22 protein-coding genes are annotated in these 23,447 nt (G+C 48.8%); 5 read left to right on the forward strand and 17 right to left on the reverse strand.

Annotated elements, in window-relative coordinates; translation table 11 throughout:
• Window positions 1–40: 40 nt before the first annotated feature.
• The 5 genes from KNO92_RS08600 to KNO92_RS08620 all read right to left on the reverse strand — a co-directional run bounded on the left by KNO92_RS08600 (window position 41) and on the right by KNO92_RS08620 (window position 4,626).
• The gene (locus KNO92_RS08600) at window positions 41–1,018 is read right to left on the reverse strand and encodes a hypothetical protein (RefSeq protein WP_214692401.1); all 978 of its coding nucleotides are present in this window, start codon (window positions 1,016–1,018) and stop codon (window positions 41–43) included.
• The gene (locus tag KNO92_RS08605) at window positions 1,015–2,043 is read right to left on the reverse strand and encodes a DUF58 domain-containing protein (RefSeq protein WP_214692403.1); all 1,029 of its coding nucleotides are present in this window, start codon (window positions 2,041–2,043) and stop codon (window positions 1,015–1,017) included. Before KNO92_RS08605 ends, KNO92_RS08600 begins: the two co-directional genes overlap by 4 nt.
• A 1-nt stretch (window position 2,044) precedes the next feature.
• On the reverse strand, window positions 2,045–2,953 hold the full coding sequence (locus KNO92_RS08610) for an AAA family ATPase (RefSeq protein WP_214692405.1): 909 nt from the start codon (window positions 2,951–2,953) through the stop codon (window positions 2,045–2,047).
• Between the two features lie 116 nt (window positions 2,954–3,069).
• On the reverse strand, window positions 3,070–3,768 hold the full coding sequence (locus KNO92_RS08615) for an amino acid ABC transporter permease (protein ID WP_214760936.1): 699 nt from the start codon (window positions 3,766–3,768) through the stop codon (window positions 3,070–3,072).
• Between the two features lie 9 nt (window positions 3,769–3,777).
• On the reverse strand, window positions 3,778–4,626 hold the full coding sequence (locus tag KNO92_RS08620; RefSeq protein ID WP_214760938.1) for a transporter substrate-binding domain-containing protein: 849 nt from the start codon (window positions 4,624–4,626) through the stop codon (window positions 3,778–3,780).
• Window positions 4,627–4,886: 260 nt separating this feature from the next.
• Here KNO92_RS08620 and KNO92_RS08625 point away from each other — a divergent pair, with 260 nt between their 5' ends.
• Window positions 4,887–5,441, forward strand: coding sequence for a GNAT family N-acetyltransferase (locus KNO92_RS08625; RefSeq protein WP_214760940.1), 555 nt, complete (start codon window positions 4,887–4,889; stop codon window positions 5,439–5,441).
• A gap of 110 nt (window positions 5,442–5,551) precedes the next feature.
• On the opposite strand, the gene KNO92_RS08630 is transcribed toward KNO92_RS08625, so the two are convergent.
• The 3 genes from KNO92_RS08630 to KNO92_RS08640 are packed head-to-tail and all read right to left on the reverse strand — an operon-like array spanning window position 5,552 to window position 7,363.
• Window positions 5,552–6,004, reverse strand: coding sequence for a GNAT family N-acetyltransferase (locus KNO92_RS08630; RefSeq protein ID WP_214692424.1), 453 nt, complete (start codon window positions 6,002–6,004; stop codon window positions 5,552–5,554).
• A 15-nt stretch (window positions 6,005–6,019) separates the two neighbouring features.
• Complete coding sequence (locus tag KNO92_RS08635; RefSeq protein WP_214760942.1) at window positions 6,020–6,733, reverse strand: MBL fold metallo-hydrolase; 714 nt, start codon at window positions 6,731–6,733, stop codon at window positions 6,020–6,022.
• Window positions 6,734–6,745: 12 nt separating this feature from the next.
• Complete coding sequence (locus KNO92_RS08640) at window positions 6,746–7,363, reverse strand: NUDIX hydrolase (RefSeq protein WP_214760945.1); 618 nt, start codon at window positions 7,361–7,363, stop codon at window positions 6,746–6,748.
• A 129-nt stretch (window positions 7,364–7,492) separates the two neighbouring features.
• On the opposite strand from KNO92_RS08640, the gene KNO92_RS08645 reads away from it, so the two are divergent.
• Window positions 7,493–7,999 (forward strand): DinB family protein, encoded by a 507-nt coding sequence (locus tag KNO92_RS08645; RefSeq protein WP_214760948.1) that lies wholly within the window; start codon window positions 7,493–7,495, stop codon window positions 7,997–7,999.
• A 32-nt stretch (window positions 8,000–8,031) separates the two neighbouring features.
• Here the strand turns inward: KNO92_RS08645 and parC are convergent, their stop codons facing one another.
• The 3 genes from parC to KNO92_RS08660 form a co-directional block, all read right to left on the reverse strand.
• Window positions 8,032–10,437 carry a DNA topoisomerase IV subunit A gene (gene parC / locus KNO92_RS08650; RefSeq protein ID WP_214692430.1) on the reverse strand — a complete coding sequence of 802 codons (2,406 nt, stop codon included), beginning with the start codon at window positions 10,435–10,437 and terminating at the stop codon, window positions 8,032–8,034.
• A 2-nt stretch (window positions 10,438–10,439) separates the two neighbouring features.
• Window positions 10,440–12,407: a DNA topoisomerase IV subunit B gene (gene parE, locus KNO92_RS08655; protein ID WP_214692431.1), complete on the reverse strand. Its 1,968-nt coding sequence runs from the start codon at window positions 12,405–12,407 to the stop codon at window positions 10,440–10,442.
• 126 nt (window positions 12,408–12,533) lie between these two features.
• Complete coding sequence (locus tag KNO92_RS08660; RefSeq protein ID WP_211782816.1) at window positions 12,534–12,938, reverse strand: CoA-binding protein; 405 nt, start codon at window positions 12,936–12,938, stop codon at window positions 12,534–12,536.
• A 341-nt stretch (window positions 12,939–13,279) separates the two neighbouring features.
• Here KNO92_RS08660 and KNO92_RS08665 point away from each other — a divergent pair, with 341 nt between their 5' ends.
• Window positions 13,280–14,341: a GGDEF domain-containing protein gene (locus tag KNO92_RS08665; protein ID WP_214692433.1), complete on the forward strand. Its 1,062-nt coding sequence runs from the start codon at window positions 13,280–13,282 to the stop codon at window positions 14,339–14,341.
• Window positions 14,338–15,351 carry a tyrosine-type recombinase/integrase gene (locus KNO92_RS08670; protein ID WP_214692435.1) on the forward strand — a complete coding sequence of 338 codons (1,014 nt, stop codon included), beginning with the start codon at window positions 14,338–14,340 and terminating at the stop codon, window positions 15,349–15,351. Before KNO92_RS08665 ends, KNO92_RS08670 begins: the two co-directional genes overlap by 4 nt.
• 62 nt (window positions 15,352–15,413) lie before the next feature.
• On the opposite strand, the gene KNO92_RS08675 is transcribed toward KNO92_RS08670, so the two are convergent.
• The 3 genes from KNO92_RS08675 to KNO92_RS08685 are packed head-to-tail and all read right to left on the reverse strand — an operon-like array spanning window position 15,414 to window position 18,989.
• Window positions 15,414–16,553 (reverse strand): hypothetical protein, encoded by a 1,140-nt coding sequence (locus tag KNO92_RS08675; protein ID WP_214692436.1) that lies wholly within the window; start codon window positions 16,551–16,553, stop codon window positions 15,414–15,416.
• Window positions 16,550–17,761, reverse strand: coding sequence for a hypothetical protein (locus tag KNO92_RS08680; protein WP_214692441.1), 1,212 nt, complete (start codon window positions 17,759–17,761; stop codon window positions 16,550–16,552). Before KNO92_RS08680 ends, KNO92_RS08675 begins: the two co-directional genes overlap by 4 nt.
• 55 nt (window positions 17,762–17,816) lie before the next feature.
• Window positions 17,817–18,989, reverse strand: coding sequence for a MalY/PatB family protein (locus KNO92_RS08685; RefSeq protein WP_214692443.1), 1,173 nt, complete (start codon window positions 18,987–18,989; stop codon window positions 17,817–17,819).
• Window positions 18,990–19,104: 115 nt separating this feature from the next.
• Between KNO92_RS08685 and KNO92_RS08690 the strand changes: the two genes are divergently transcribed.
• Entirely contained in the window at window positions 19,105–19,758 is a 654-nt protein-coding gene (locus tag KNO92_RS08690; RefSeq protein WP_214760951.1) for a M48 family metallopeptidase, read from the forward strand.
• Between the two features lie 21 nt (window positions 19,759–19,779).
• Here KNO92_RS08690 and KNO92_RS14930 read toward each other — a convergent pair whose 3' ends face one another.
• The 3 genes from KNO92_RS14930 to KNO92_RS08705 form a co-directional block, all read right to left on the reverse strand.
• Window positions 19,780–20,685 (reverse strand): methyl-accepting chemotaxis protein, encoded by a 906-nt coding sequence (locus tag KNO92_RS14930; RefSeq protein ID WP_214760952.1) that lies wholly within the window; start codon window positions 20,683–20,685, stop codon window positions 19,780–19,782.
• Between the two features lie 157 nt (window positions 20,686–20,842).
• The gene (locus KNO92_RS08700; RefSeq protein ID WP_214692454.1) at window positions 20,843–22,141 is read right to left on the reverse strand and encodes a hypothetical protein; all 1,299 of its coding nucleotides are present in this window, start codon (window positions 22,139–22,141) and stop codon (window positions 20,843–20,845) included.
• On the reverse strand, window positions 22,138–23,409 hold the full coding sequence (locus KNO92_RS08705) for a hypothetical protein (protein WP_214692457.1): 1,272 nt from the start codon (window positions 23,407–23,409) through the stop codon (window positions 22,138–22,140). The genes KNO92_RS08700 and KNO92_RS08705 overlap by 4 nt, the downstream gene beginning before the upstream one ends.
• Window positions 23,410–23,447 lie beyond the last annotated feature (38 nt).

Consider the following 23,447-nt stretch of genomic DNA (forward strand, 5'->3'; position numbering starts at 1 on the left):
GCGAAACATCCGGTAGAGGAAATTCCTCACCGGATGTTTTTTAACGTTTCTTCAATTGTGTGACAAGACGCTCGAATGACTCATTGACGTCTTTCGGGGCTTCCTTATCTCCATATTCCGCTGCCTCTAACCATTCAGCGTATAAGGTATGGTTCGTGAACTCGATTCGTTGTAACCAGTCAGATACCGTTTCTTCACGGAGACGCGGTTGCACTTGTTCGAGCTTCCGTCCCGTTTCGAGAAGCTGAATTTGCCGTGGGGAGCGGACGATTCGTTTATCTGAGAGCGTCGGGTGATGAATACTCTTTGGAATCATCCCGTCTTCCTGGATGTCTTTTCGCTTCTGTAAATAGAAGAACAAACCGACACCAATCAATAGCGTGACAACAAAGATACCGATGAAAAAGAGCGACTCGTTCGAAGCGGACTGGAGTAATGTCTCCTGTGACACTGTCTCCGCATCGATGTTTGGGTTATCTGGCACGAGGAAGCGGTTCACACGGTCATTCGGATCGAGTGTGATGCCGTCGAACCAGCTGCCAATCCATAAGAAGAAGGGACTGATCCAGGCGATGACATTCCCAAACAACAGCTCTTTGATCGTACGGATGATGAGGGAGACGGCTAACCCGATTCCTAGCCCGAGAGCAAGCATCGTCACCATGCGCTTATAGTCACGACGATAGTAAAGGTTCCGCTGCCAGATCAAAAAGATGAACGGAAAGAGCACCATCGCGAGCGGCTGGGTCGCCGGTGGGAATAACCAGTCGGCCACTAAGAACAGGACACTCGCCATCGCGTAACGGTCCGTCCAATCCAACGTTCGGATAAATGCATGCACGTACGTGAAGACCAAAAGCAAGATGCTCATCTCATAAGAGAAGTACAGGGCACCGATCGAAAGGACCGTCTGCACGATGAGCTGTGTGTTCCGAGAGAGACGAAGCGTCAATAAAAAGAGGAGCGGAAACACGTGACCGATATAAAACGCCGCGAAGACCCACCATAGCCATCTCATTGACCGTCACCCCCTAACCGTAAAATCGATTGGTTCCCGCTATACTTGGCGACTTTTCGTTCGAACAAGGAGCGTGCCAATGGAAAATCGCTCTCCGACAGACAGGCGAACGTCGTCATAATCTTACGGAAATGCACCTCGCCGCTTCCAGGCGGTAGGTCGTATGTGATCCCATCTTTCGTAAGCGTCGGGACGATGAGACCGTAACTCGCGTTCTCTTTCTCAAAATCGCGACATAGGGCTGCCGCTTGTGAGATGAGTCGCTCCATCTGATAGGTGAGGGCTCGTCCGTCTTTCGTCAACAAATCGAGGACGATCACATACTCATTCGCTTGGACCGGTTGCTCCGTACGGGCAAGCAGTTCCCCTGTCTTTGCATAGGCGGACCAATACAACTGTCGCATCGGTTGCCCGTGATATGGAGTGACCGACTGGAACGTCTCCGGGTCACGATAGGCGCTATGTCGGACCATCTCCTCACCGGGGAGGGTAGGTGGCCGTTTCGGGATCGGATACGGTGAAAACTCAGGGAACACATAACCAATTCGGGGAAGGGTGTCTTCCTTGTATAGAGAGAACATGCGCAACGGGTCACGAATTTCCATCCCGATTGCCTCAAGACGGATGGGTCCACGCTTCTTTGCATGGAGCGGGATGGTAAAATCGACGGTTGCATTCGTCTCGACAAAGTTCTCCTGGCGCCAAAACGCGTGACCTTCCGACTCGACGGTTGGATGTAAATACCCGGATAGCCGTACGACTCCGAGTGGTACTTTTGCAGTGGATACGAGTTTTAACACGTAGACGGCGTCGTCATTCGGGAAAAGTTTTAACTCCTCGGTGAGGTCGACATGCACTTGTTCTGCCAATCGAAACATGAAAGCAGGCATGACCAGAGCATAGAGACTGAAGCCGATCAATAGGCTCGCAATCAAGACATTCCCGTATAGCGCTGTGAAGATCCCGACGACAAACAAGAGCCACATGTATCCGGACTCGAGATAGCGTGGGCTGACTAACTGCATCTTACACCTCTGATGGGACCGGGATGGTCTCGAGTACAGATTTGATGAGCTTCGTCGGCTTCGTCTTCAAGGAAGCTTCGACCGTCAAGACGATTCGGTGTCCTAGAATCGGAAGAGCGAGCGCTCGGATGTCTTCTGGTGAAACGAAGTCTCGTCCTTCCATATAGGCATGTGCCCGAGCCGCCATCGTATAGGCAAGGGTCGCCCGCGGACTCGGACCCACCTCGATATCCCGGTGATGACGGAGTGACTCCATCAAATCGAGGAGATAGTCCTCCATCGCCTCATGGAACTTCACATCGCGAACCTCTTGTTGCATCTTCAACAGCTCGTCACGTTGAAGCGAAAATGGCTCCGTCGACAAATGCTCGTTCCGAATCAAACGACGCTCTGAATCCCGTGACAGGGGAGCGAGTGTCAATTTAAACAGAAAACGGTCCAATTGTGCTTGTGGAAGCGGGAATGTCCCTTGCCCGTCGAACGGGTTTTGTGTAGCGATCATAAAGAACGGTTCCGGTAACTGAAGTGACACTTCCCCGAGCGTCACTTGACGTTCTTGCATCGCCTCAAGCAAGGCCGATTGCGTACGCGGTGTCGTCCGGTTGATCTCATCGACGAGTAAGATTGACGTAAAAATCGGCCCCGTCCGACGTTCGAACGCCCCCGTCGTCGGATTGAACAATTCCATTCCTAAAATGTCACTCGGTAAAGTGTCCGGCGTACATTGAACACGCTGAAACGTCGCCGATACGGAACTCGCGAGACTTCGGGCGAGAGTCGTTTTCCCTGTTCCTGGACGGTCTTCCAGTAACACGTGTCCTCCTGATAATAATGCGATCGAGGCAAGCTTGATTGCTTTTGATTGCCCGATGACTTGATCATTTAAATGTGAAACCCATGGATGCACCATTCAAAATCCCCCTATATTTTTCTGATAATTAAGAAAATCATAGCATAATCGACGATTGAGGTGTGCTTAAAATCCGACGATAATCTAAAAAAGACCGACCGGCATGCGCCAGTCAGTCATCGTTTTGGAGAATCTAAATATCGTTCGAAATGACGTTCGAGCCATTCTTGGAAAAACGACATGAACGTACAAATCGCCCAGTAAATCAATGCCACGACGATATAGACCGTCATATAATCAAACTCACGACCCCCGACGATTTTTGCTTTATTGAAGATCTCCGGGACAGTGATCATCGCCGCAAGAGAACTCGCTTTGATCAAATCGAGAAAGACGTTCGAGAGCGGGGGAAGGGCGATCCGTGTCGCCTGAGGTAGGACGACACCTTTGAGCGTCAACCATTTCCCCATCCCAAGCGAACGGGCCGCTTCTACCTGTCCGTCATCAACCGCACGGATTGACGAGCGGATAATCTCGGCGATATAGGCGGCAGAGTTCAAACTAAACCCGAGAATGGCTGCAGTCAATGCGGCAAACTCGATACCGATGAACGGGAATCCCGAATAGAGGATGAACAAGATGATCAGAATAGGCACACCACGCATGAACGAGATATAAAATGTCGATGGATAGCGAAAGAGTCGCGTCGGAGACAACTTCCCAAGCGCCAATATCAGACCAAGCACAAGACCGAAAAACATGCTCGTAAAGGAAATCCAAAGCGTGTTCGGTAATCCGCCTAACAGATAAGGGAACGACTCGATGGCTAGGTCTACGTCAAAGATGGCGTCCCATTTGATGTCTGAGAACGTCATATCATTTCCTTACTTCGTCTCGACGATTGTCGCGTCCACATCAGGTTCAACCGAGACGTCCGCCCCGTTGTAGAATTGCTCTGACAACTCTTTGACTGTACCGTCCTCGAGCATCTCTTCTAATACACGGTCGATATTTTCTTGAAGCTCGTCGTTTTCGTTATCCATCAAGAATGCGACTTCTTGCGGGTTATAGGCGATATCAGGGTGAATCGTGATATCAAACTCTGGGAAGAAGGCGAGAGCAAGCGTTTGAAGATAGTAATCGTTCAAGATGACATCGGTACGTCCTGTCGAGACATCACGCAAGTACTGGTCGTTCGTCGCGTTGTCATAGATGACTTCTTCAGCTCCGTATTGACGTGCCACATCCATGAAGACGGTCGTCGCCTCGCCAGCGGCTTTTTTCCCTTTCAAGTCTTCAAGCGATTCAATGCCTGAAAGGTCGCTCTTGCGAACGATGGCTGTTCCGTATGTGTACTTATACGGTTTCGAGAAAGCAAACTTTTCCTTGCGATCTTCGGTGACCGAAATATCATTCGCCGCGACGTCGATTTGTCCGTTTTGAACGCTTGTCAACATGTTGTCAAACGCCATTTCTTTGAACTCGACTTCAAGCTCGAGGCGCTTCGCAATCTCTTTCATGAGTTCCACGTCAAAACCTGTCAACGTATCACTCTCTTCTTCACGGAAAGAAGCGGGGTAGAGCGTACCAGCCGTTCCGACTGTCAACGTTCCTTCTTCTTGAATTTCTTCCCAACGTGTCGTATCTGCTTGATTCGTGCTATCATCACCACAAGCGGCAAGTGGGATTGCTAAAAACAATGTTGCTGCCAAGCCTTTTGTTGTTCGTTTCACAAGAATTCCTCCTTAGATGCTTCATCTGTCTAAAAATAGCATGACTTCAGCGGTCTAGCAACTGTGAAACACGTATTAAACAGATTCGAGTTACATTTGAAACGTTTATTCATAAAGCGCTAACATTCCTTTGAAAGCAAAATTCATTTCATTAATACAGAAAACTATAATCAATGAAACAGATTGTTATTTTGCATAATAAAAGAAATGGTAGAAATGAATAAATAAAGAATACTTTACAGGGAAAAGAGGCGGAGTGGATGAGTCGTATTCAACTAAAAAGACTTGAAGCGTCGCTCATTAATCAACTGAATGACACAAATGATCCATTCCCAATCATCGGTCGAATTATACCAAGTTATATAAATGGCGAATGGACATATGTTGAAGAGCTTGATTATGAGGTGAAAGAAATATCATTCCCAGACGACCAAATCAACTGGCATGCTTATATGAGTCAGGACAATCGAATCGTATATGTAGCGATGGATGTAGATGAGTGTGTAGGACAAATTCGACTCGTGAAAGATTGGAATCGATTTGCATATATCGAAAACATCGCAGTCAAAATGACGTACCGTAAGCAAGGAATCGGAAAAATGTTGCTTGAGACAGCCGAACGTTGGGCCAAAGAGAAAGAACTGATTGGATTATCTCTTGAGGCGCAGAACGATAACTTGATTGCATGTCGCTTTTATAGAAAAGAGGGATTCCAACTTGGAGGAGTCGATACAATGAAACAACACGCGAATCCACAGATTGATTTGACCTTGTATTGGTACAAGATTTTCGAAGAAGGGGGCAATCATAAATAGAGTATTTTCATACTCTTTTTTTATTAGTTTACATAACATATATTATCAGTAAAAATAAAGTCTCATCTCATTATCTTAGTATACTTATGATAGTGAGATGAGATAAAAAATTAAGAAGAGTGGGTATATCGAATTAATGTGACACCTGGTTCTGGTTCAAATTCAGCACTTCGCACAAACCCAAGTTTCGTATATAGACGCTTGGCAGGCCCGTTATGTTTGCCCGTATGCACGTATACGAGCTGTCCTTTATGAATACTCAAGACGTGCTCAAGTAGCGTCGTCGCCAGTCTCGCTCGGAAATATGTCGGATCAATACAAAGCTTTGTGATCTCCACCGTGTTTTCAGATGCTTCAATGGTGACAAATCCAATCAACCGCTCCTCGACATACAATCCATAGCTCGTACCTGGCAAGTTTTGAATGACATCAATCGTCTCATATCGTGCCGGAATCTCGTCAAATCCGAGCAGTTCCGCTTCAACGGCATATGCGTTCCGCTGAATCTCGAGCATCTGCTGGGCCTGTTCGAATTGATGGATCGGGATTTCTTTTAACTGCATCGTCTCATCCCTCCATTATCGAGTAAATGTTCTCGCCTGTTTTCGTTTCGCCCGCTTCAATGCCAAATAGAGACGGTGTGTCCCTTTGAGTGGCGGACCATGCCCAACAAACGTCAGGAGTGGTGACAAATCGACCAGCCGCTCCGCACTCCCTACAGCAACGGATCGGTTCCATGTCGCAAGACCAGGCAGCGGGAACAACGGACGGACGTCCCCCGCCACTGCGGCCCCTCCTTGCGACTGAAAAGCGTCTCCGGCGAATAACACCCGATTCGTTTCATCGTAAAATGCAATTGATCCTGGTGTATGACCGCTTGCTGCAAGAACACGTAGACCGAATAGCCGCTCCCCGGGATCTAACAACGTATCTGGTGTAGAACGGATCGTCGGCAAGGAACCCCGTATCTTGTGCTCTTCTTCCTCATCTAGTGAACGGTCTCCTGATAGTAAGCGGGCATCACGCCGGGAGATGAACAATTCTGCGAGTGGATGCTCCGCTTTGATGGCGTCTACCCCGCCGACATGGTCTCCATGGGCATGTGTCAATAAAATGGCAAGGAGCGGTTTATCGAGTTCTTCAATATACGCCAGAATATGTGCCGCATTCCGTTTTAGCGCCGTGTCGATCAAGACGAGCCCGAGTTCATGTTCAATCAGCTGGACGTTGATCGGAAGAACGGGAGCGTAAAAGGTTAGTTGGTGGATATGTCCGTATCGTCTCACTTTCATCAAAAAATCCTCCTAATCGAATAAGGTGGTCCAGTCATCTTCTTGCCAGTGCGCATCGAAGCACAAATGAATCTGTTCGAGCGTGTTTCGGGCAAGGGAGAGCTCTGGTAAATGGTCGCGTTCAAAAAATCCGACATCCGTCGTCTCTACGCCGGCAGCACCTTCCCCGTCACCAATCAATGCACACTCGATGAAGAGTTTGTAATAGTGCTCAGAAAGTGGCGGGTGTGGATGTTCGTGCATGTCAAATAAGGCGAGTAACCGCACCGGAATGACATCCAAGCCGGCCTCTTCCTCTACTTCTTTGATGATATTCGCAGCAGGAGAACGGTTCACCTCACAAAAACCGCCTGGTAGTGTCCATAACCCGTCCGACCGCTCCTTGACGAGTAACAATCGGTCCCCCTTGAAGACAACGCCTCGTACATCGAGCTTCGGTGTCGGATACCCTTGAACATGGACCAATTGAGAGATGGCCTCGTTCGATAAGTCTGAATGTCGTTCATACATCTCTTTTGCGATTTCTTGGAGCTCTTCATATCGTTCTCGGTCATATTGATCACGTGTGAACGTCAGACCGGCCTGAGACAGCGCCTGAATCCGTTTCGCCCACGTCAGCCATTGAGACATATAGATCCCCCTATCATTTGTCCTACATGTTTCTTTCGGCAAATCGTCGCGTTCTCCTTTTTAGATTTATATTCCCCGAAGACTCGGACAAGTCACGTATACTGAAAGCAAACAGAAGAGAGGTGCAGCATGAATCGTTGTGAACTGACTCATTTCAAAGAAACTTTGCTAAATTATTCAGAACCTGACTTACGGTATAAATGCTCTCCTGCGATTTGGTCAATTGGTCAGATGTACGATCATATCATGTTGGTCGCGAATGAGTATTTAGATGAAGTCGACCGCTGTCTTCAAGAAGACGGCCAACTCGGTGGAGAGAAGACACCATTTGGGGAGGAATTGTTCCGAGAAGGTGGGTTTCCTCCAATCAAAATCGAACTCCCTCCCGAGATGAACCAACCTCCGAACAACACGGATACGAATGAGCAGTTACTGGAGCGAATGACCGCCTTGATTTCAAGGATGGATGCGTTAGAAGCCAGTCTAGGCGACGCCACAGACGATTGGAAGACCTTTCACGGTGGTTTCGGCTGGTTGAATGCGAGAGAGTGGTTCGAGCTTGTCGAGATGCATACACGGCATCACCGTCGACAGCAACAAGAACTAGAAGGATGGCTAACACAAAAAGACCTGTGAGCGGCGATTATGCCGATCGACAGGTCTTTTCTTTAATCGAGATACACGTCCTCGATCTCACCGAATGAATCTTCGTCGAAGACGAACGATCCGTTGGCATAGCGATCAAGTAGCGTGAGTGTTTTTGTCTTCACTTGTTTTGCTTTCTCTTTTCCGACGATATGCAATGTCTCATCCCCATGTACAGGGAGCACACGACGGATTTGGTGCGGTTTTGATTTGACTTCACGAATGAGCATCGTTCCGCGAAGGTTGCGGTTCGTGCAATCGAACTGGTCTTCAAGTTTCATCTTCTTGACCGCTCCTCGCTGCGTCACGAGGACGAATAACGGTGGCGTAAAGAACGAGAACGCATCGGCGACGACGTCACCGTCTTTCAAGTTCATCGCTTTCACACCGGCTGCCCGCTGTCCGACGACCGGGACGTCATCTTCTTTGAACCAGAGACCGTATCCACGCTCGGAGACGAGGAACAACTGCCCAGGACCGTCACTGATCCCTGCGAAGACGACCTCATCGTCACCTTTTAGCTTCAAGGCCATGAGTGGCTTCGACTTCCGCTGCGCGTCATAGTCGCGCAACGGCGTACGCTTGACCATGCCGTCTTTCGTCACGAAGAGGCAATGGGCGTCCGTCTCGAACGTCGAGACGACGTCTGCCGAGATGACCTGTTCCCCTTCGATTGGGACGAGGTTGGCGACGTGCTGACCGGCATCCTTCCACTTCGATTCAGGGATCTGATGGATTGGGATGAGGAGGTAGCTCCCTTTGTTCGTCCAGACGAGCAAGTGGTCTGTCGTCATCGCTTGTGTCGTGAGGAGAGGACGGTCTTTATCCTTCATCTCCGGTAAGACGTCACTTGAGGCCCCGTATGAGCGCATAGAAGCGCGTTTGACGTATCCGTCACGGCTGACGAAGACCATCGTCTCCTCAACGGCAATCATGACTTCCGTCTTCAGCTTCAATTCTTCAACTTCCGACTCGATGACCGAGCGACGGTCATCCCCGAACTCATCACGCAGCGCCGTGAGTTCTTTCACGATCAACTTCCGTTTCGTCGCATCCACGTCAAGGATGTTCGAGAGGCGGGCAATCTCTTTTTGGAGCGCCTTCGCTTCTTTTTGCAACTCGACGATGTCCGTATTCGTGAGTCGATACAATTGGAGCATGACGACCGCTTCGGCCTGGCGTTCCGTGAACGAGAACCGCTTCATCAGTTTCTTCTTCGCGTCCGCTTTATCTTTCGCGGAACGGATCAATTCGAGCGTCTCGTCAAGGACCGAGATGGCCTGTTCTAAGGCATCGACGATTTCAGCACGTTTTTTCGCCTGTTCGAGTTCAAACGTTGTGCGACGTGTCACCACTTCTTCGACGTGCTTCAAATAGGCGTCGATGATTGGGATGATGCCCATCTGTTTTGGTGTCCGGTTCACGATGGAGACCATATTGTAATTATAGGCGAGCTGCAGGTCCGTATGCTTCAAGAAGAAGTGAAGGACGCCTTCCGCGTCTGCCTCTTTCTTCAATTCGATGACGACCCGAAGGCCGGTCCGGTCCGTCTCGTCACGGACTTCCGCGACACCTTCGACCTTTTTGTCGAGACGGAGCTCTTCCATCTTTTTGACGAGGTTCGCCTTGTTCACTTCATACGGGAGTTCGGTGATTGTGATCTGTTCACGACCGCCTTTTAGTTGCTCAATCTCGGATTTCGCCCGGATGATGACCTTCCCTTTACCGGTCTCGAACGCTTTCAGGATGCCTTCTTTCCCCATGACCGTTCCTCCGGTCGGGAAGTCAGGTCCTGTGACATATTCGAGGGCGTCTTTCGCCGTATCGACCTGACCTTTCAGGCGTGCGATGGCGAGGTTGAGCACTTCCGTCAAGTTATGCGGCGGGATTTCTGTCGCGTAACCCGCTGAGATCCCTGTCGTCCCGTTCATGAGTAAGTTCGGGAGGAGTGACGGCAAGACGAGCGGCTCTTCCGTCGAATCATCAAAGTTTGGCGTATAGTCGACCGTATTCTTCGCGATCGACGTCAGCATCACCCCAGCAATCTTCGAGAGACGCGCTTCCGTATAACGCATGGCCGCTGCAGGGTCACCGTCCATCGATCCGTTGTTCCCATGCATGTCGATGAGCGGATAGCGTAGCTTCCAGTCCTGAGAGAGACGTACCATCGCCTCATAGACAGACGAGTCACCGTGCGGGTGATAGTTCCCGATGACGTTCCCGACCGTCTTCGCGGACTTCCGGTACGGCTTGTCGTTCGTATTCCCCTCATGGTGCATCGCATAGAGGATACGGCGTTGTACGGGCTTGAGTCCATCGCGTGCGTCCGGCAAGGCACGGTCTTGAATGATATATTTTGAATATCGCCCGAACCGGTCACCGACGACCTGTTCGAGAGATAAGTTTAAAATGTGTTGAATCGTCGACATCGTTACATCACTTCCTCAATCGCTTTAGTCACATGTTCATTGGCGATGATCGAATCATCTTCCTGGAGTCCGAAGGCGACGTTCTCCTCGATCCACTCACGGCGATGCGTGACATTGTCGCCCATCAAGACCGAGACACGCTTGTCCGCGACGGCCGCGTCGTCCACCGTGACACGGATGAGCGTACGGGTATCTGGATTCATCGTCGTCTCCCACAGCTGGTCCGCGTTCATTTCACCGAGACCTTTGTAGCGCTGGAGGATATAGCCCTTCTTATATACCTTGACGAGCTTCTCGAGTGCCTCTTCGTCCCAGGCGTAGTCGAACTGTTCAGACTTACCTTTACCTTTTGAGATACGGTAAAGAGGTGGTAAGGCAACGAACACACGACCCGCCTCAACGAGCGGTCGCATATAACGGAAGAAGAACGTGAGAAGGAGTACTTGGATATGCGCACCATCTGTATCGGCATCCGTCATGATGATGATCTTGTCAAAGTTGCAGTCATCCAAATCGAAATCATGACCGACCCCGGCACCGATTGCATGGATGATCGTATTGATTTCTTCATTTTTCATGATGTCTTGGAGTTTTGACTTCTCCGAGTTGATGACCTTCCCGCGTAACGGAAGGATGGCTTGGAACGTCCGGTCACGGCCTTGTTTGGCGGAACCACCGGCCGAGTCACCCTCGACGAGGAACAGTTCGTTCTTCGCGGCATTCTTCGATGTCGCCGGCGTCAATTTCCCGTTCAAGATGCTCGAACGTTTCTTCTTCTTACCGTTCCGTGCCTCTTCACGTGCTTTTCGTGCCGCCTCACGCGCCTGAGCCGCGCGAATCGCTTTTTTGATAAGCATCGTGGCCATCTGTGGGTTCTCTTCTAGGAAAATCGTCAGTTGCTTCGCCATGACGCTATCGGCACTCGCACGCGCCTCTGGGGAGCCGAGTTTCGACTTCGTTTGACCCTCGAACTGGAGAAACTCCTCTGGGATTCGGACCGAGACGATGAGTGTGAGTCCCTCACGGACGTCGCCGCCGTCTAGGTTCTTGTCCTTCTCTTTGAGCAATCCGTTCTTACGCGCATATTCATTCATGATCCGGGTCATCGCCGTCTTGGCGCCGACCTCATGCGTCCCACCGTCACGCGTACGGACGTTGTTGACGAAAGAAAGGACGTTCTCGGAATAGGCGTCTGTGAACTGGAATGCGAGTTCGATCTCAATCTCGTTCTCTGTCCCTTCGAAGTAGACGATCGGATGAAGCGTCGCCTTATCGTCATTTAAATATTGAACGAATTCAGCGATTCCATCCTCGTAATGGAACGTCTCTTGTTTATCGGTACGTTCGTCCGTCAGCGTAATCGTCAATCCTTTTAATAAGAAAGCCGATTCACGGAGGCGTTCGGCGAGCGTGTCATAGTTATACGTTGTCGTCGAGAAAATTGATGCATCCGGTTTAAAATAGACGCTCGTCCCGGTTTGGCGCGTCTTGCCCGTCTCGAGGAGCGTCGTCTGCGGCACACCGCCGTCCGCGAATGTCTGCTCGAACACTTTTCCGTCGCGATAGATGGTCACGACAACCTTGCTCGAGAGTGCGTTGACGACCGAGGCACCAACACCGTGGAGACCGCCAGACGTCTTGTAACCGCCTTGCCCGAACTTCCCACCAGCATGGAGAACGGTAAAAATGACTTCAGGTGTCGGTTTTCCAGAGGCGTGCATCCCTGTCGGCATCCCACGTCCGTGGTCACGGACCGTGATCGCATCGTCCTTATGAATCGTCACATCGATTTGACCACCGAACCCGGCGAGCGCCTCATCGATCGCATTGTCGACGATCTCATAGACGAGATGGTGAAGCCCGCGATGGTCGGTTGACCCGATGTACATCCCCGGTCGTTTTCGTACGGCCGTGAGTCCTTCGAGCACCTGGATGGCGTCTTCATTGTAATTAAATAGATCTGTTGACATAGCAGTCACCTCAATTTCGAACACACGTTCGTTTTTCTTTCCTATTGTATAGCTGTTCATCGATTCTGGCAAGCCTCCCTTGTCAGCCGTTGCTGAAAAAAAGGAGACCTACCAAGGAGGTAGGTCTTATCCGAGTAGACGAGCATGCTCCACGTAGAGGCAGCGGTTCTCGATGTAGTCGAGCCCGGCATCGCGTACGATTTGCTCCGCCTCCGGACTTGAGAGACCGAGCTGGTTGAAGACGAGCCCGACATCCCCATGTCGTACCGCATCTTCCGCGACACCTGCTAAAAACTCACTGCGACGGAACACGTCGACGATATCGATTCTACCCGGGATGCTCTCGACGGACGGATATGCCTTGCGGCCGTTCCACTCCTCGAGCATCGGGTTGACAGGGATGACGGTATACCCGACACGTAGTAAGTACTCCGCAATCTGGTTGGCCGTCTTGTTCGGGTTGTCGGACACGCCGACGACCGCGATGGTCTTCGCTTCAGACAAAAGTTGCTTCAAACGCTGATCATCCATCCAAAATCCCCCTTTGGTTTACGTTTACAGTGTAACGTTACCTGACTTGCCGTTTCAAGTCCTATTTTCATCATAAGGTATAATGGTTCAACATTACAATTTCAAGACAAATCAATATGGTTTACATAACAAATTATTGTCTACCATTTATTTTGCGATAAAACTTATTGTTCGATTAACCATTCGATTGAGAAACAATCATGAAACTCATAAACATTGCGTGAAATATCTATTTCACGCAATAATAAGGACGTGTTATAAGGTCTTTTCATGGATGATTTTAATGACTTTTATATAAATACAAGCGTTCTTTCGCTATACTGAATGAGAGGAGGTGTAAGATGGGAACAATTTATGATGCCCGTCGCGGAACGCTGTATAATGAACGCATCATGTTTTATGGCAACGTCATCGCCTGGTTCGTTCATCTCTTGTTCTGTCTGTTATTCTGGCGATTGGATGTGGCCTCTTTGTTCATCTCTAATGGGGTGAGCGTCCTATATTACACGATTTCATTTTATTTTGTACATAAACGATGGTACGGCATTTTCTTCACCGGACTCTTCATCGAAGTCGTGTATAACGCAATCATCTCGACCATCATTCTCGGTTGGGATGTCAACATGCATTATTTCATACTCATGATGGCCTATGGCGTCTTTTTCATGCCGAGCGTGACAAAAGGACAACGAGTCTTGACGACCGCCCTCGCGATGATGATCTATAGCATCCTCTTCGTCAATGTGTCAGACGGAATGGTGACTTTGCCGCAACCTATCGAACAGGCGCTTGGGCTCTTTTGTATCCTTTCGACGGTCATGATGATTGCCGCTCTCTCTTTCATCTTTGAATCGGCCGTCGTCGAGGTGACGGATGAACTCGAGCAATCGAACGAACAATTGCAGATTCTCGCTTCGACAGATGGATTGACCGGGCTGCTGAATCGAAAAATCGGACACGAACGCGTCTCGGAATCCATCGAGCAGGCTAGTCGTGATGGCATCTCTTACGCCATTGCGCTATGTGACATCGACGGATTCAAGTCGTTCAATGAGACGTATGGCCACGATTGTGGAGACCGTGTCATCCAACAAGTCGCATCCATCTTGTCCTCGGTTGACGGGCTTGCCGTACGCTGGGGTGGTGAAGAGTTTTTACTCTTCTATACGAACTCGTCTGGAGATGTTTACGCTATAACGGAGCAGTTGCGACATCAAATCGAATCCACACGTTTGGAATACGAAGGTGAACAACTCCATATCACGATGACGTTCGGACTTGCCGTGCGTACACAGTTCGATACGTTAGAGGAGATCGTGAAAGAGGCAGATGATTATCTGCGTGAAGGAAAACAAAATGGAAAGAATCAAGTTAGATTCGTAAGAAAAGGAGAGGTTCAATGAGTATCTTCCGTCAACTCGGACAACGGCCGACGACAACGAACTTGAAACGGTTTGAGCTGAACGGATTGCACCGATTACCTGTGTTCATCCAACAGTTCTTCCACCACTTAGCGGCCAAGCACTACTCCAAACAGACCGCTCAACGCTATGTCTATGATGTATTGGACTTCTTCCGTTGGGTTGAACACGTGAGCGGGACTGAATTAGAACCTGAGACAATTGATTTGGCGGCATTTACGGAAATCGATCATGCGGGGGCAGAAGCATATGCGACTTACCTCGCCCTCGAGCTCGAGAACGCCCCGAGTGTCATCAATCGAAAATTGTCTACGTTACAATCACTCTTCAATTATTTGATTGAGACGAACCGGGCCACGATCAATCCATTTCAGGCCGTGGAGCGACCGAAGCGAGGCAAACGGAACCCGATCTATTTGACAGAGTCGGAGTGGCTCGACTTCTCAACGCTCGTCCGAAGCAATGTCGGGATGACGAACCGTGAGGCGAGCTGGTATGAGACAAATCGCGAACGTGACTTTTTAATCATCCAACTTCTCGGACTAACGGGTATGCGCGTGTCGGAACTCGTCGGACTCAATTGGACCGATATCAACTTCGAAACCGAAACCATCCGCGTCATCGGTAAAGGGAACAAGGAGCGCCTCATTCCGATAGCGAGTCCTCTTCAGCCCTTGCTCATCGAATACCGTCAATTGTCGCGTGAAGGTGCGTTATTTCAGAATGAAAAAGGGAAACGAATTGCCGTTCGTACGGTTCAACACGTGTTAAAAGGTCATATCGATCGATTGAAACCATATCTCCCTTTCTTGTCATATAAACAAGTGACACCCCATAAGCTCCGCCACACGTTTGCTACACGACTAGCGATGAGCGGAATCGATGTATTGACGATTCAACAGCTGCTCGGTCATGAATCGGTGGCCACGACACAAGTGTATGCCCATATCGGTGACGAGCGAAAAAAACACGCGATATCAGGTTTACAATAACATGTTATGTTAACTATATACCCAAATATAAACACCACCTAATAAATGGGTGGTGTTTATATTTATGTGCTAGACATGGACAAGATCAATACGGCATCATCGATGACCATATAATAGGCATTTTCATATGCAAAGCGTTCCTCTGTCTCTAAATCGAAAATGACGACGCCGCTCGTAAGACCTTCTGTATACTCATGAACGAGATAACGACGACCAATCACGCGCTCGAACGGTTCCACATCGATATAACGTGCCCCAGTCGCAACATCAATGACTTCCGTATGCATGTCACTCTCATCTACCTTGATAAAGATTGTCGAACTGACATCGTCATATGTGAAGTCGAGCGGTTCATAGGCACCCCAGTCGACAACCGATACTTCGTGTAACACATCAGGTGCCGTCAAATCATAGATGACTTCTTCGTTCAAGGAGTCGACGAACGCTGAAAATCGAAGGATACCCTCGTTCTCACCAAGGTACTGTACCGTGTCGCCTTCCCCTTGCAATCGGAGAACATCATCGAATGGCAATTCATCTCGTTGATCCCAGATCGCCTCGATCGCCTCCTCGAGAGGACAGATGAGTAGCGCCTCAGAATGGTCAATCGGATCGTCCGGAGAGACTCGTCCATTGTCGAGTGCATCATAGTAGTCAAATTCATCGAGTCTGGCGTTACAGACGATATACGCGATACCCGCGAATGTCGTCGTGAACAAATACAGCTCACGGAATCGTTCTGTCTTCCCGATTAGACGCTCGTCCCGAATACGCTCACGCTGACCGGTCACCCGATCATACAACCATGCCTCATCAGACGATTCAAATGCCGTCAAAAAGAGGAAGTAACGATGATCGAGTACCCAGAATAGCGTGCTATTCCCTCTCTTCTCAAATGTCGTTACAATTTCTTCTTTCCCTGCTTTATAAGAGAACGCGATCAACTCTGTCTTGATGATTCCCTCGCCGTCTGGGATCTCGTTTAAGAAGTACACGACGTCCCCATCCACGAAGAGTTTCGAATACCCGTAGTCTTCATAGGGACGACGGTTCAACTGGGTAATCATCCCGTCCTCTTCATCAAAACGATAGAGGGAGAAAGTCGTCTCATCTTTCTTTTCACGATAGTAAACCGAGGATGATGTGACAGCAATCAAATCCTCATGGTTGATCGGCATGGCACGTGCGTCCACAATTCTCATAAAGCACCTCTTTCATGTCCAGATTCAGCAGGTTCGACAGTGACAAGGCCCGGTGGTCGTTTCGGGAACGTGATACGGAGATGGGCATATTCAATCACATTCTGGTGTGGATGATTCTTATCGATCCAACGAATACGCTGTTGATTCGCCAGAGCATGACCGATTTTCTCTTCCATCTGAAATTTTGAGATGTCCCGATATGCGACTTCTTGGATATACGTCTCTTCATCGGTCTCAAACTGTTGCCAAATCCCCATAATCAGTTGTCCAAGTGCTGAGACCCGTCGTTCCGGTAACGTGATCGTCCCTAACGTCTGACTCACTTCCTTGAGACATTTGTTAGGGTCATCCGATACCGCAAACAATCGCTTCGCCGTATTGTTCATAACGCGATAGCGACGCTTCCCGCTCTCGAGTCTGAGTACTTGCGCATATGGCTCGACCGGCACGCCGTGAAAGAACGTCTCTGTACCACCCCATGCGAACCCGAAGGAAGGGTCGAACTTTCGAATCGTCTGCATGAACGACATCATAAAGTCCTCGACTTCTCTCCGCTCAAGACGGAGCCATTCGGCAAGAGCGAGTGTGCCTTTGTGTTTTGAGATGCGGTCGACTGGGAAGAAGAGTTCACCGTCTGCCAGACGATGAGGCTTTAACTCGACGCCATCCGCCCGATAATCGGTCGATGGTCTACCGCCCCTACCTGCGTAAATGACCCATTCCTCATCTGTACTCTCGATGGCATACGCCTGGTGGGCCCACGGTGGGGTGACATATAAGGCCGGATATTCCTCGAATGTGTCGAGATGGATATAGGAGCGGTCATTCCATAGGTGAGCGACGAGCCGGACGACCTCGCCCGTCTCAGAATCTTTAGGCGCGATATAGTTTCCGGTATCACCGATGAACGTCAGCACATGGAATCCATATCCGTTGTATAAATGACGTACGATTCGTTCGAACACGGCTGTCACCATCCGCTCGAATAAGGGATGGTCCTCGTTTCGGTCAAGAGTCGGCGAATCGACCGTACACATGAGCCAGCCCATCCGCTCATACAATCGGACACGGAGCGGATAAGAGATCAACGGAGAAGAGCTCGCATGAATCTCAGTCAAGCGAATATTGGACATGTTTTCGACTTGCAAGGTGAATCCACTGCGCCTTAGCTGTTCCTCCATTTTTTTCTTCCAGTTGATCGTCTCCATCCCATCCACTCACTTTCTCTCATCATCTCATTGTGAATTTTTCCCGATTCTCGTTTTACACAAACGCTTTTCGTTTCATTTGCGTGCTGAGACGTTGGATTGCCTCGTCTAGCAATTCGCGACGCGTCCCGATATTCATCCGTTCAAACCCTTCACCTTGAGGACCGAACGGACTACCCGGTGACAAGAAGATTCGTACGTCTTGATGTAGCCAAGACTTTCTCTCCTCGGCAGACATCGGGAGCTTCGAAAAGTCGATCCACAATAAATAGCTCGCCTCAGGACGCGCCGTACGGAGCATCGGTAAATGGGTTTCAATCGAATCGATAGCCTCGCTCATTTGTTGCTCGAGTTCTTCACGCAATTGATCGAGCCATTGCTCCGCACGTTTGTCTGTATAGGCCGCGATGATGGCTGTATTCGCAAACGGTGTCGGGAGGACGTGATGTTTGTTTTGTACTTTCGTGATCTGTTTCCGCCATTCATCGACCGGACAGATGATGTAAGATGCAAATAAACCTGCGATGTTAAACGCTTTTGAGGGCGCACTTACCGTGATGACACGGGGGTCGAGTGAGCCGATTGCATTATGTTTGTGAGAAGGGAACGTCAAATCCGCATGAATCTCATCTGCGACGACGATGACATCATATTGATTTGCAAGCTCGACGACCTTTTCCAGTTCTGCTCTCGTCCAGACACGTCCGACCGGATTATGCGGAGAACAGAGCAAGAAGAGCTTCGCTTGTTTCATCGCTTCCTCCAAGGCGACGAAGTCCATCTCGTAGCGTCCATCGTTCTCTTTCAACGGTGCATCGAACACCTGTCGTTTCGAACCAACAACGAGTTCATGGAACGGTGGGTAGACGGGTGACTGAATGACAACACCATCCCCGACTTCCGTCAATGCCTCGACGATATGTGTCAATGCGGGGACGACCCCACTTGAGAATAAGACATGCTTCGGATCAATCTCCATATCGTGACGTCGCCCGTACCAAGACCGAACCGCTTCCTGCGCTTCAGGCGCAAACAAGGTATAGCCGAATTCTCCTTGAGCGGCCTTCTTTGCGAGTGCCTCCGAAATAGACGGTGCTGTACGGATATCGATGTCGGCCACCCAGAGCGGCAACACCTCTTCTGACAGATGGAACCAACGCTCCAATCCATCCCACTTCACTGAGTTCGTACCAGTGCGTTCAAGTTGTTGTTGTAAAATTGATTTCATGTTCATCCCTCCTCCTCTTACTGTATCAAAGTTGATTCGACTGCGTGCCAAAAAAGCATGGCAGTTTCTTGCCGACTTCGTTATACTCAATCGAGAAATAGAGAGGAGGTAATGTATGAACGTCAACATCGTCAGACATAAACGAAGAAAAAAAGCCGCATTTTATGTCACACCAAATGGCATCGAGCTACGTATCCCAGCACGTTTGTCAAAACGAGTCGTCAATCGCATTTTAGAAGAGCACGACTCATGGATTCGTCATACATGCCACAACCTTCCGAAACAGACGTCTGTTCTTGATGAGGGGCTCGTCTTTCATGGAAAAAGCTATCCGACCAAAAAAGATGATGGCACGACACTCAGACATGACGGTTCCTCATTTTTCGTCCCGAGGACATGGGGCGAAAACACTCTGTCTAAACATTATGAGGCATGGCTACGCGAACGTGCACTTGAATATGTGACCGAGCGGGCACCGACTTACGAAAGAATCTTAGGCGTGAAAGCGAAAAAGATTCGGATCGGTCACCAAAAGACACGTTGGGGGTCATGTAGTTCAAATGGGACCATCTCCATCAACGTCCGCCTCATGCTCGCACCAAAAGAAATGATGGACTACGTCATCGCTCACGAATGGGTGCATCTCGTCCACTTCGACCATTCTGCCTCATTTTGGAACACGTTACGTACAATATATCCAGAAACAGATCAAGCGAAAGCTTGGTTGAAGCAGAACGGCCATACATTACAGCTCAAAAAAACCGACTGACCCATCAAAGGGTCAATCGGTTCATAAGTTAGAAGTGAACGTGTCAGCCGTATCATGTAATTCGGCTGCGGCCTGCTCGAACGCATGGAATCGATCCATCGTTTGTTCCATCGTCTTTGCACTCAACTGAATTTCTTGATTGGATGCGGTGACACCTTCTACAATTTTTCGTAGTTCAAAGTTCATCCCTTCCGTATTTGAATTGACGTCGACGACCGCACGTTCAACCATACGTGAGAGATTCCGCACTTCCGTCGCCACGACATTAAATCCAAGTCCATGTTCACCGGCGCGAGCGGCTTCGATGGCGGCATTTAAAGACAATAGATTCGTTTGTGCGGCAATCTCTTTGATGGACAGTGCGATTTTCGTGATGTCATCTGCTTGACGACGCAAGTTCTGAAGGGCGTGAAGGTTTTCCGCTGCATCTTTAGCAAGCCGTTCAATCGTCTCGTTCAATACTTTCGTATCTTGCATACCCGTCTTCGCCCGTTCATCGAGCACATCGGTCATCGATTTGAAGCGATACGCATAATCCTCAATCACCTGTTGCCGCTCCGTGATATCCGATGCGATTTTGACGACACCGACGACATCATCTCCTTCAAAGATCGGCATATACGTCGCCTCGAGCCAAATGGTTTCCCCTTTTGCATTCTCTCGCTCCACTTTATCCGAGAAACTGAATCCGCTCCAAAGTTTCTCCCAAAATGCCGAATACTCTGGACTATTGACAAAGGATGAAGGACAGAACAAGTGATGCTGCATGCCGATCATCTCTTCGCGTCTATATTTCATCGCTTTTGCGAACGTATCGTTCACATCGACGACCCGGCGTTGACGATCAAATCGGATCATCGCCATATTCGTCTCGATGGACCGGAATACGTCATCTGAATGGATCATTTTCTGGTTCAATGTACTCATTAAAGATAGCAACCTTTCTTCTTCGTAGGATATTCGTACCAAATCGTGAACCTCAGTGTAACGTATTGTGAAGCAATCCATTGCATCCTTTTTATACAGAAGGTCAATATCATAAGTTTGAAGTATTTACCAAATGAAAAGGCGCCAACAGGCACCTTTACTCTTTCAAGTCTGGAAAATAGCTGAAGAATGTCTCTGCTCCTGTGCTCGACAATTTGAACGTCTGCTTTCGCTTTGGATCGGTTAAGTACACATCCACCTTTTTCGAGCGTCTCTGAAAGCTTAATTGAAACTCCTGACCGACCCACCCGTCGATGATCGTAAGCAGCGAATACTCCTCTATCTCCCCTTCTCGCTTGACCGGCTCTGCCTCATCGATTGCATCCATCAAATCAGACATGTCGATTCCAGCAGCCCGCAGCACGTTCGGGTAATCAATCGTTGCCTTTCCGTTCAAAGGAGTCTTATGGACGAACACGAACGGACCACTTGGTACGGCGGGATTCGATTCTATGTCCGCTTCGATCGATTCATTCGTCGCAAATTCGTGGTCCGTGTAGGTGAGACGAACATCTTTCGTCACACGTTTGCCATCCTCAATAAAAGAGAACGTGTAAACCGGTGTCTCGACACCTGGTTCGAGCGATTCTGCTTGCAGTACCCGCTCGACTTTGAGCCCTTCAAATTGCTTTGGTTGCTGCTCAGGTTGCCAATAATCATCTTTTGTTATAAGGACAATCGGGTCATAGGAAAGTAACCCACCTTCCGACTTAGCGAAAAAGTAAGCCTCTTTGGATTGTTCATCGTAGCCGAGTGCGATTGTCATGCTTCCCATTTGCGCGTGATAAGGTTCAATGATTGAGAGCGGAAAGATCCCTTCGTCCTCTCCGATGGTTAAATGGATACTTCCATTCAAGGAAGGGGTCACTTGAATCATCGTTCCGTCAATGAGATGGACGGGTACCTCGAAAACATCGGAATAATCCCTTTCCTCCACACTCTCTTCTTGTTCCCCAGTCCCATTTGCAATTGTCGGATTACTTGGGATGGTGACACCTTCAGAAGCCTGTACAAACGAAGGGAACTTCTCAACAAGTCCGACTCTCATCTTTGGAGAAAAGCCGTCCTGACAAATGACATAATTCTGTTCGCCTTTTACATACGTCACTAGCTTATAGGCGTGAGCATCGTAGTCCGAAATTATGGTTTTTCGGTTCAAGACATACGAATGATAGACCGTGACGTCCTCATTAATTTGGGGAACCGAGTCGTCGGTGCATGCAAGGAGTAAATCGCTTGCCCACGTCTCCGGACCAGTAGTAAAGCTGTTCGAGTTCATGTCTCGTACATCCCATTGTGAGGGCATATGGTCCAGTTTGACGACCTTTACCTCTTCACCACCACAACCCGATAAAATTCCAACTGTACATAACGTGAATAATAGTCGTTTCATCATGATTTTTCGTACTCCGGGAAAATATCCAAGAACACTTCCGCCCCTTTACTAGATAATTTAAATGTCTGATCGCGAAGCAGGTCTGTCAGATAGATGTCGATTTTTTTTGACCGCTGTTTATAGCTGATTTCAAACTCTTGCCCTTTCCATCCTTCCGTCAACGTCAAGTATCGATAGTCTGCAGGTTCACCCTTACGGCCGACCGGTTCTGCCTCCTTCAATACTTCCATGACTTGTTCAGATTCTTCCGTCGAGATTTCGATAAAATCAGGATAAGTGAGTGAATTCCCGTCAAACGGTTTACGGTGCGCAACGACTCTTTGACCGTCTTCTTGGTCCGGCATCCACTCTTCAAGCATCGAATCGGGTTCTTCGCCTTCTTTCAGCAACGTACCTTCAATAAAGCGAACCGTCATCGTTTCAGTCACGGGTTCGCCATCTTCTATGTAGTGGAATGAATATAAGGGAACCGCTTCTCCTTCTGTTAGCTCTCCAGGTTCGACGATGGTGTCGACGCTTATCTTATCAAATGCCTTTTGTTCTATTGACGCAGGTTCCTCTAGTTCTTCAAACTGTAATGGTTGATAAACAAAGCGTTCATTGAATGAAAAAAGAATATACGGTTGAGATGTTTTTCGATCGAGTCCGATGGCAATCTGTCGATGCGGCATATCGATTCCGGTCGGTTGAAAACTAGTGAGCGAATGTCTCGTCGCTTTACCATCGAGTTCTAGTTCAAGCTCTCCGAATAGAGCCGGTTCAATTTCAAGTAATGTATCTCGGAACGGGATGATGTCGATTTCATCGATGTTCAGTTCGTCTGTTTTCACTAGCTTATCCTTTGAGGGTGAAGATGTTTGATGAAGGCTAGGTAATCGGGGGACACTGATTCCTTCAGATGTATTTACAAAGTCCGGGAACTTATCGATCGTCTCCGCCATCCATTGATTCGTATAATCTTCGCGACAGACAACATATCGTTCGTCACCTTCTAAATAGGTAACTACCTTCATCGAGTACGGATCCATGGATGACACGACTCCCTTTCGCCCTGCAAACACTGTCTGGTATACAGTGACATCACCTTTTAGCTCCGTCGTTCGTTCGCCCTCACATGCCTCGAGCACTTCTTTCGTATCGTGGACTTGAACAAGTTCTCCTTCTTTCGTATAACTCTCGAGATTCCATTGATTCTCTATGTAATCCAGCTGAATGACTTCTATATCAGATGCCCCACATGCGCTTAATAATGAAGCACTAAGTAACATCATTATTCCTCTTTTGTACAAAATATCCCCTCCTGTAA

Source organism: Exiguobacterium sp. s129 (genome assembly GCF_018617585.1).
GTDB classification, from domain to species: domain Bacteria; phylum Bacillota; class Bacilli; order Exiguobacteriales; family Exiguobacteriaceae; genus Exiguobacterium; species Exiguobacterium aestuarii_A.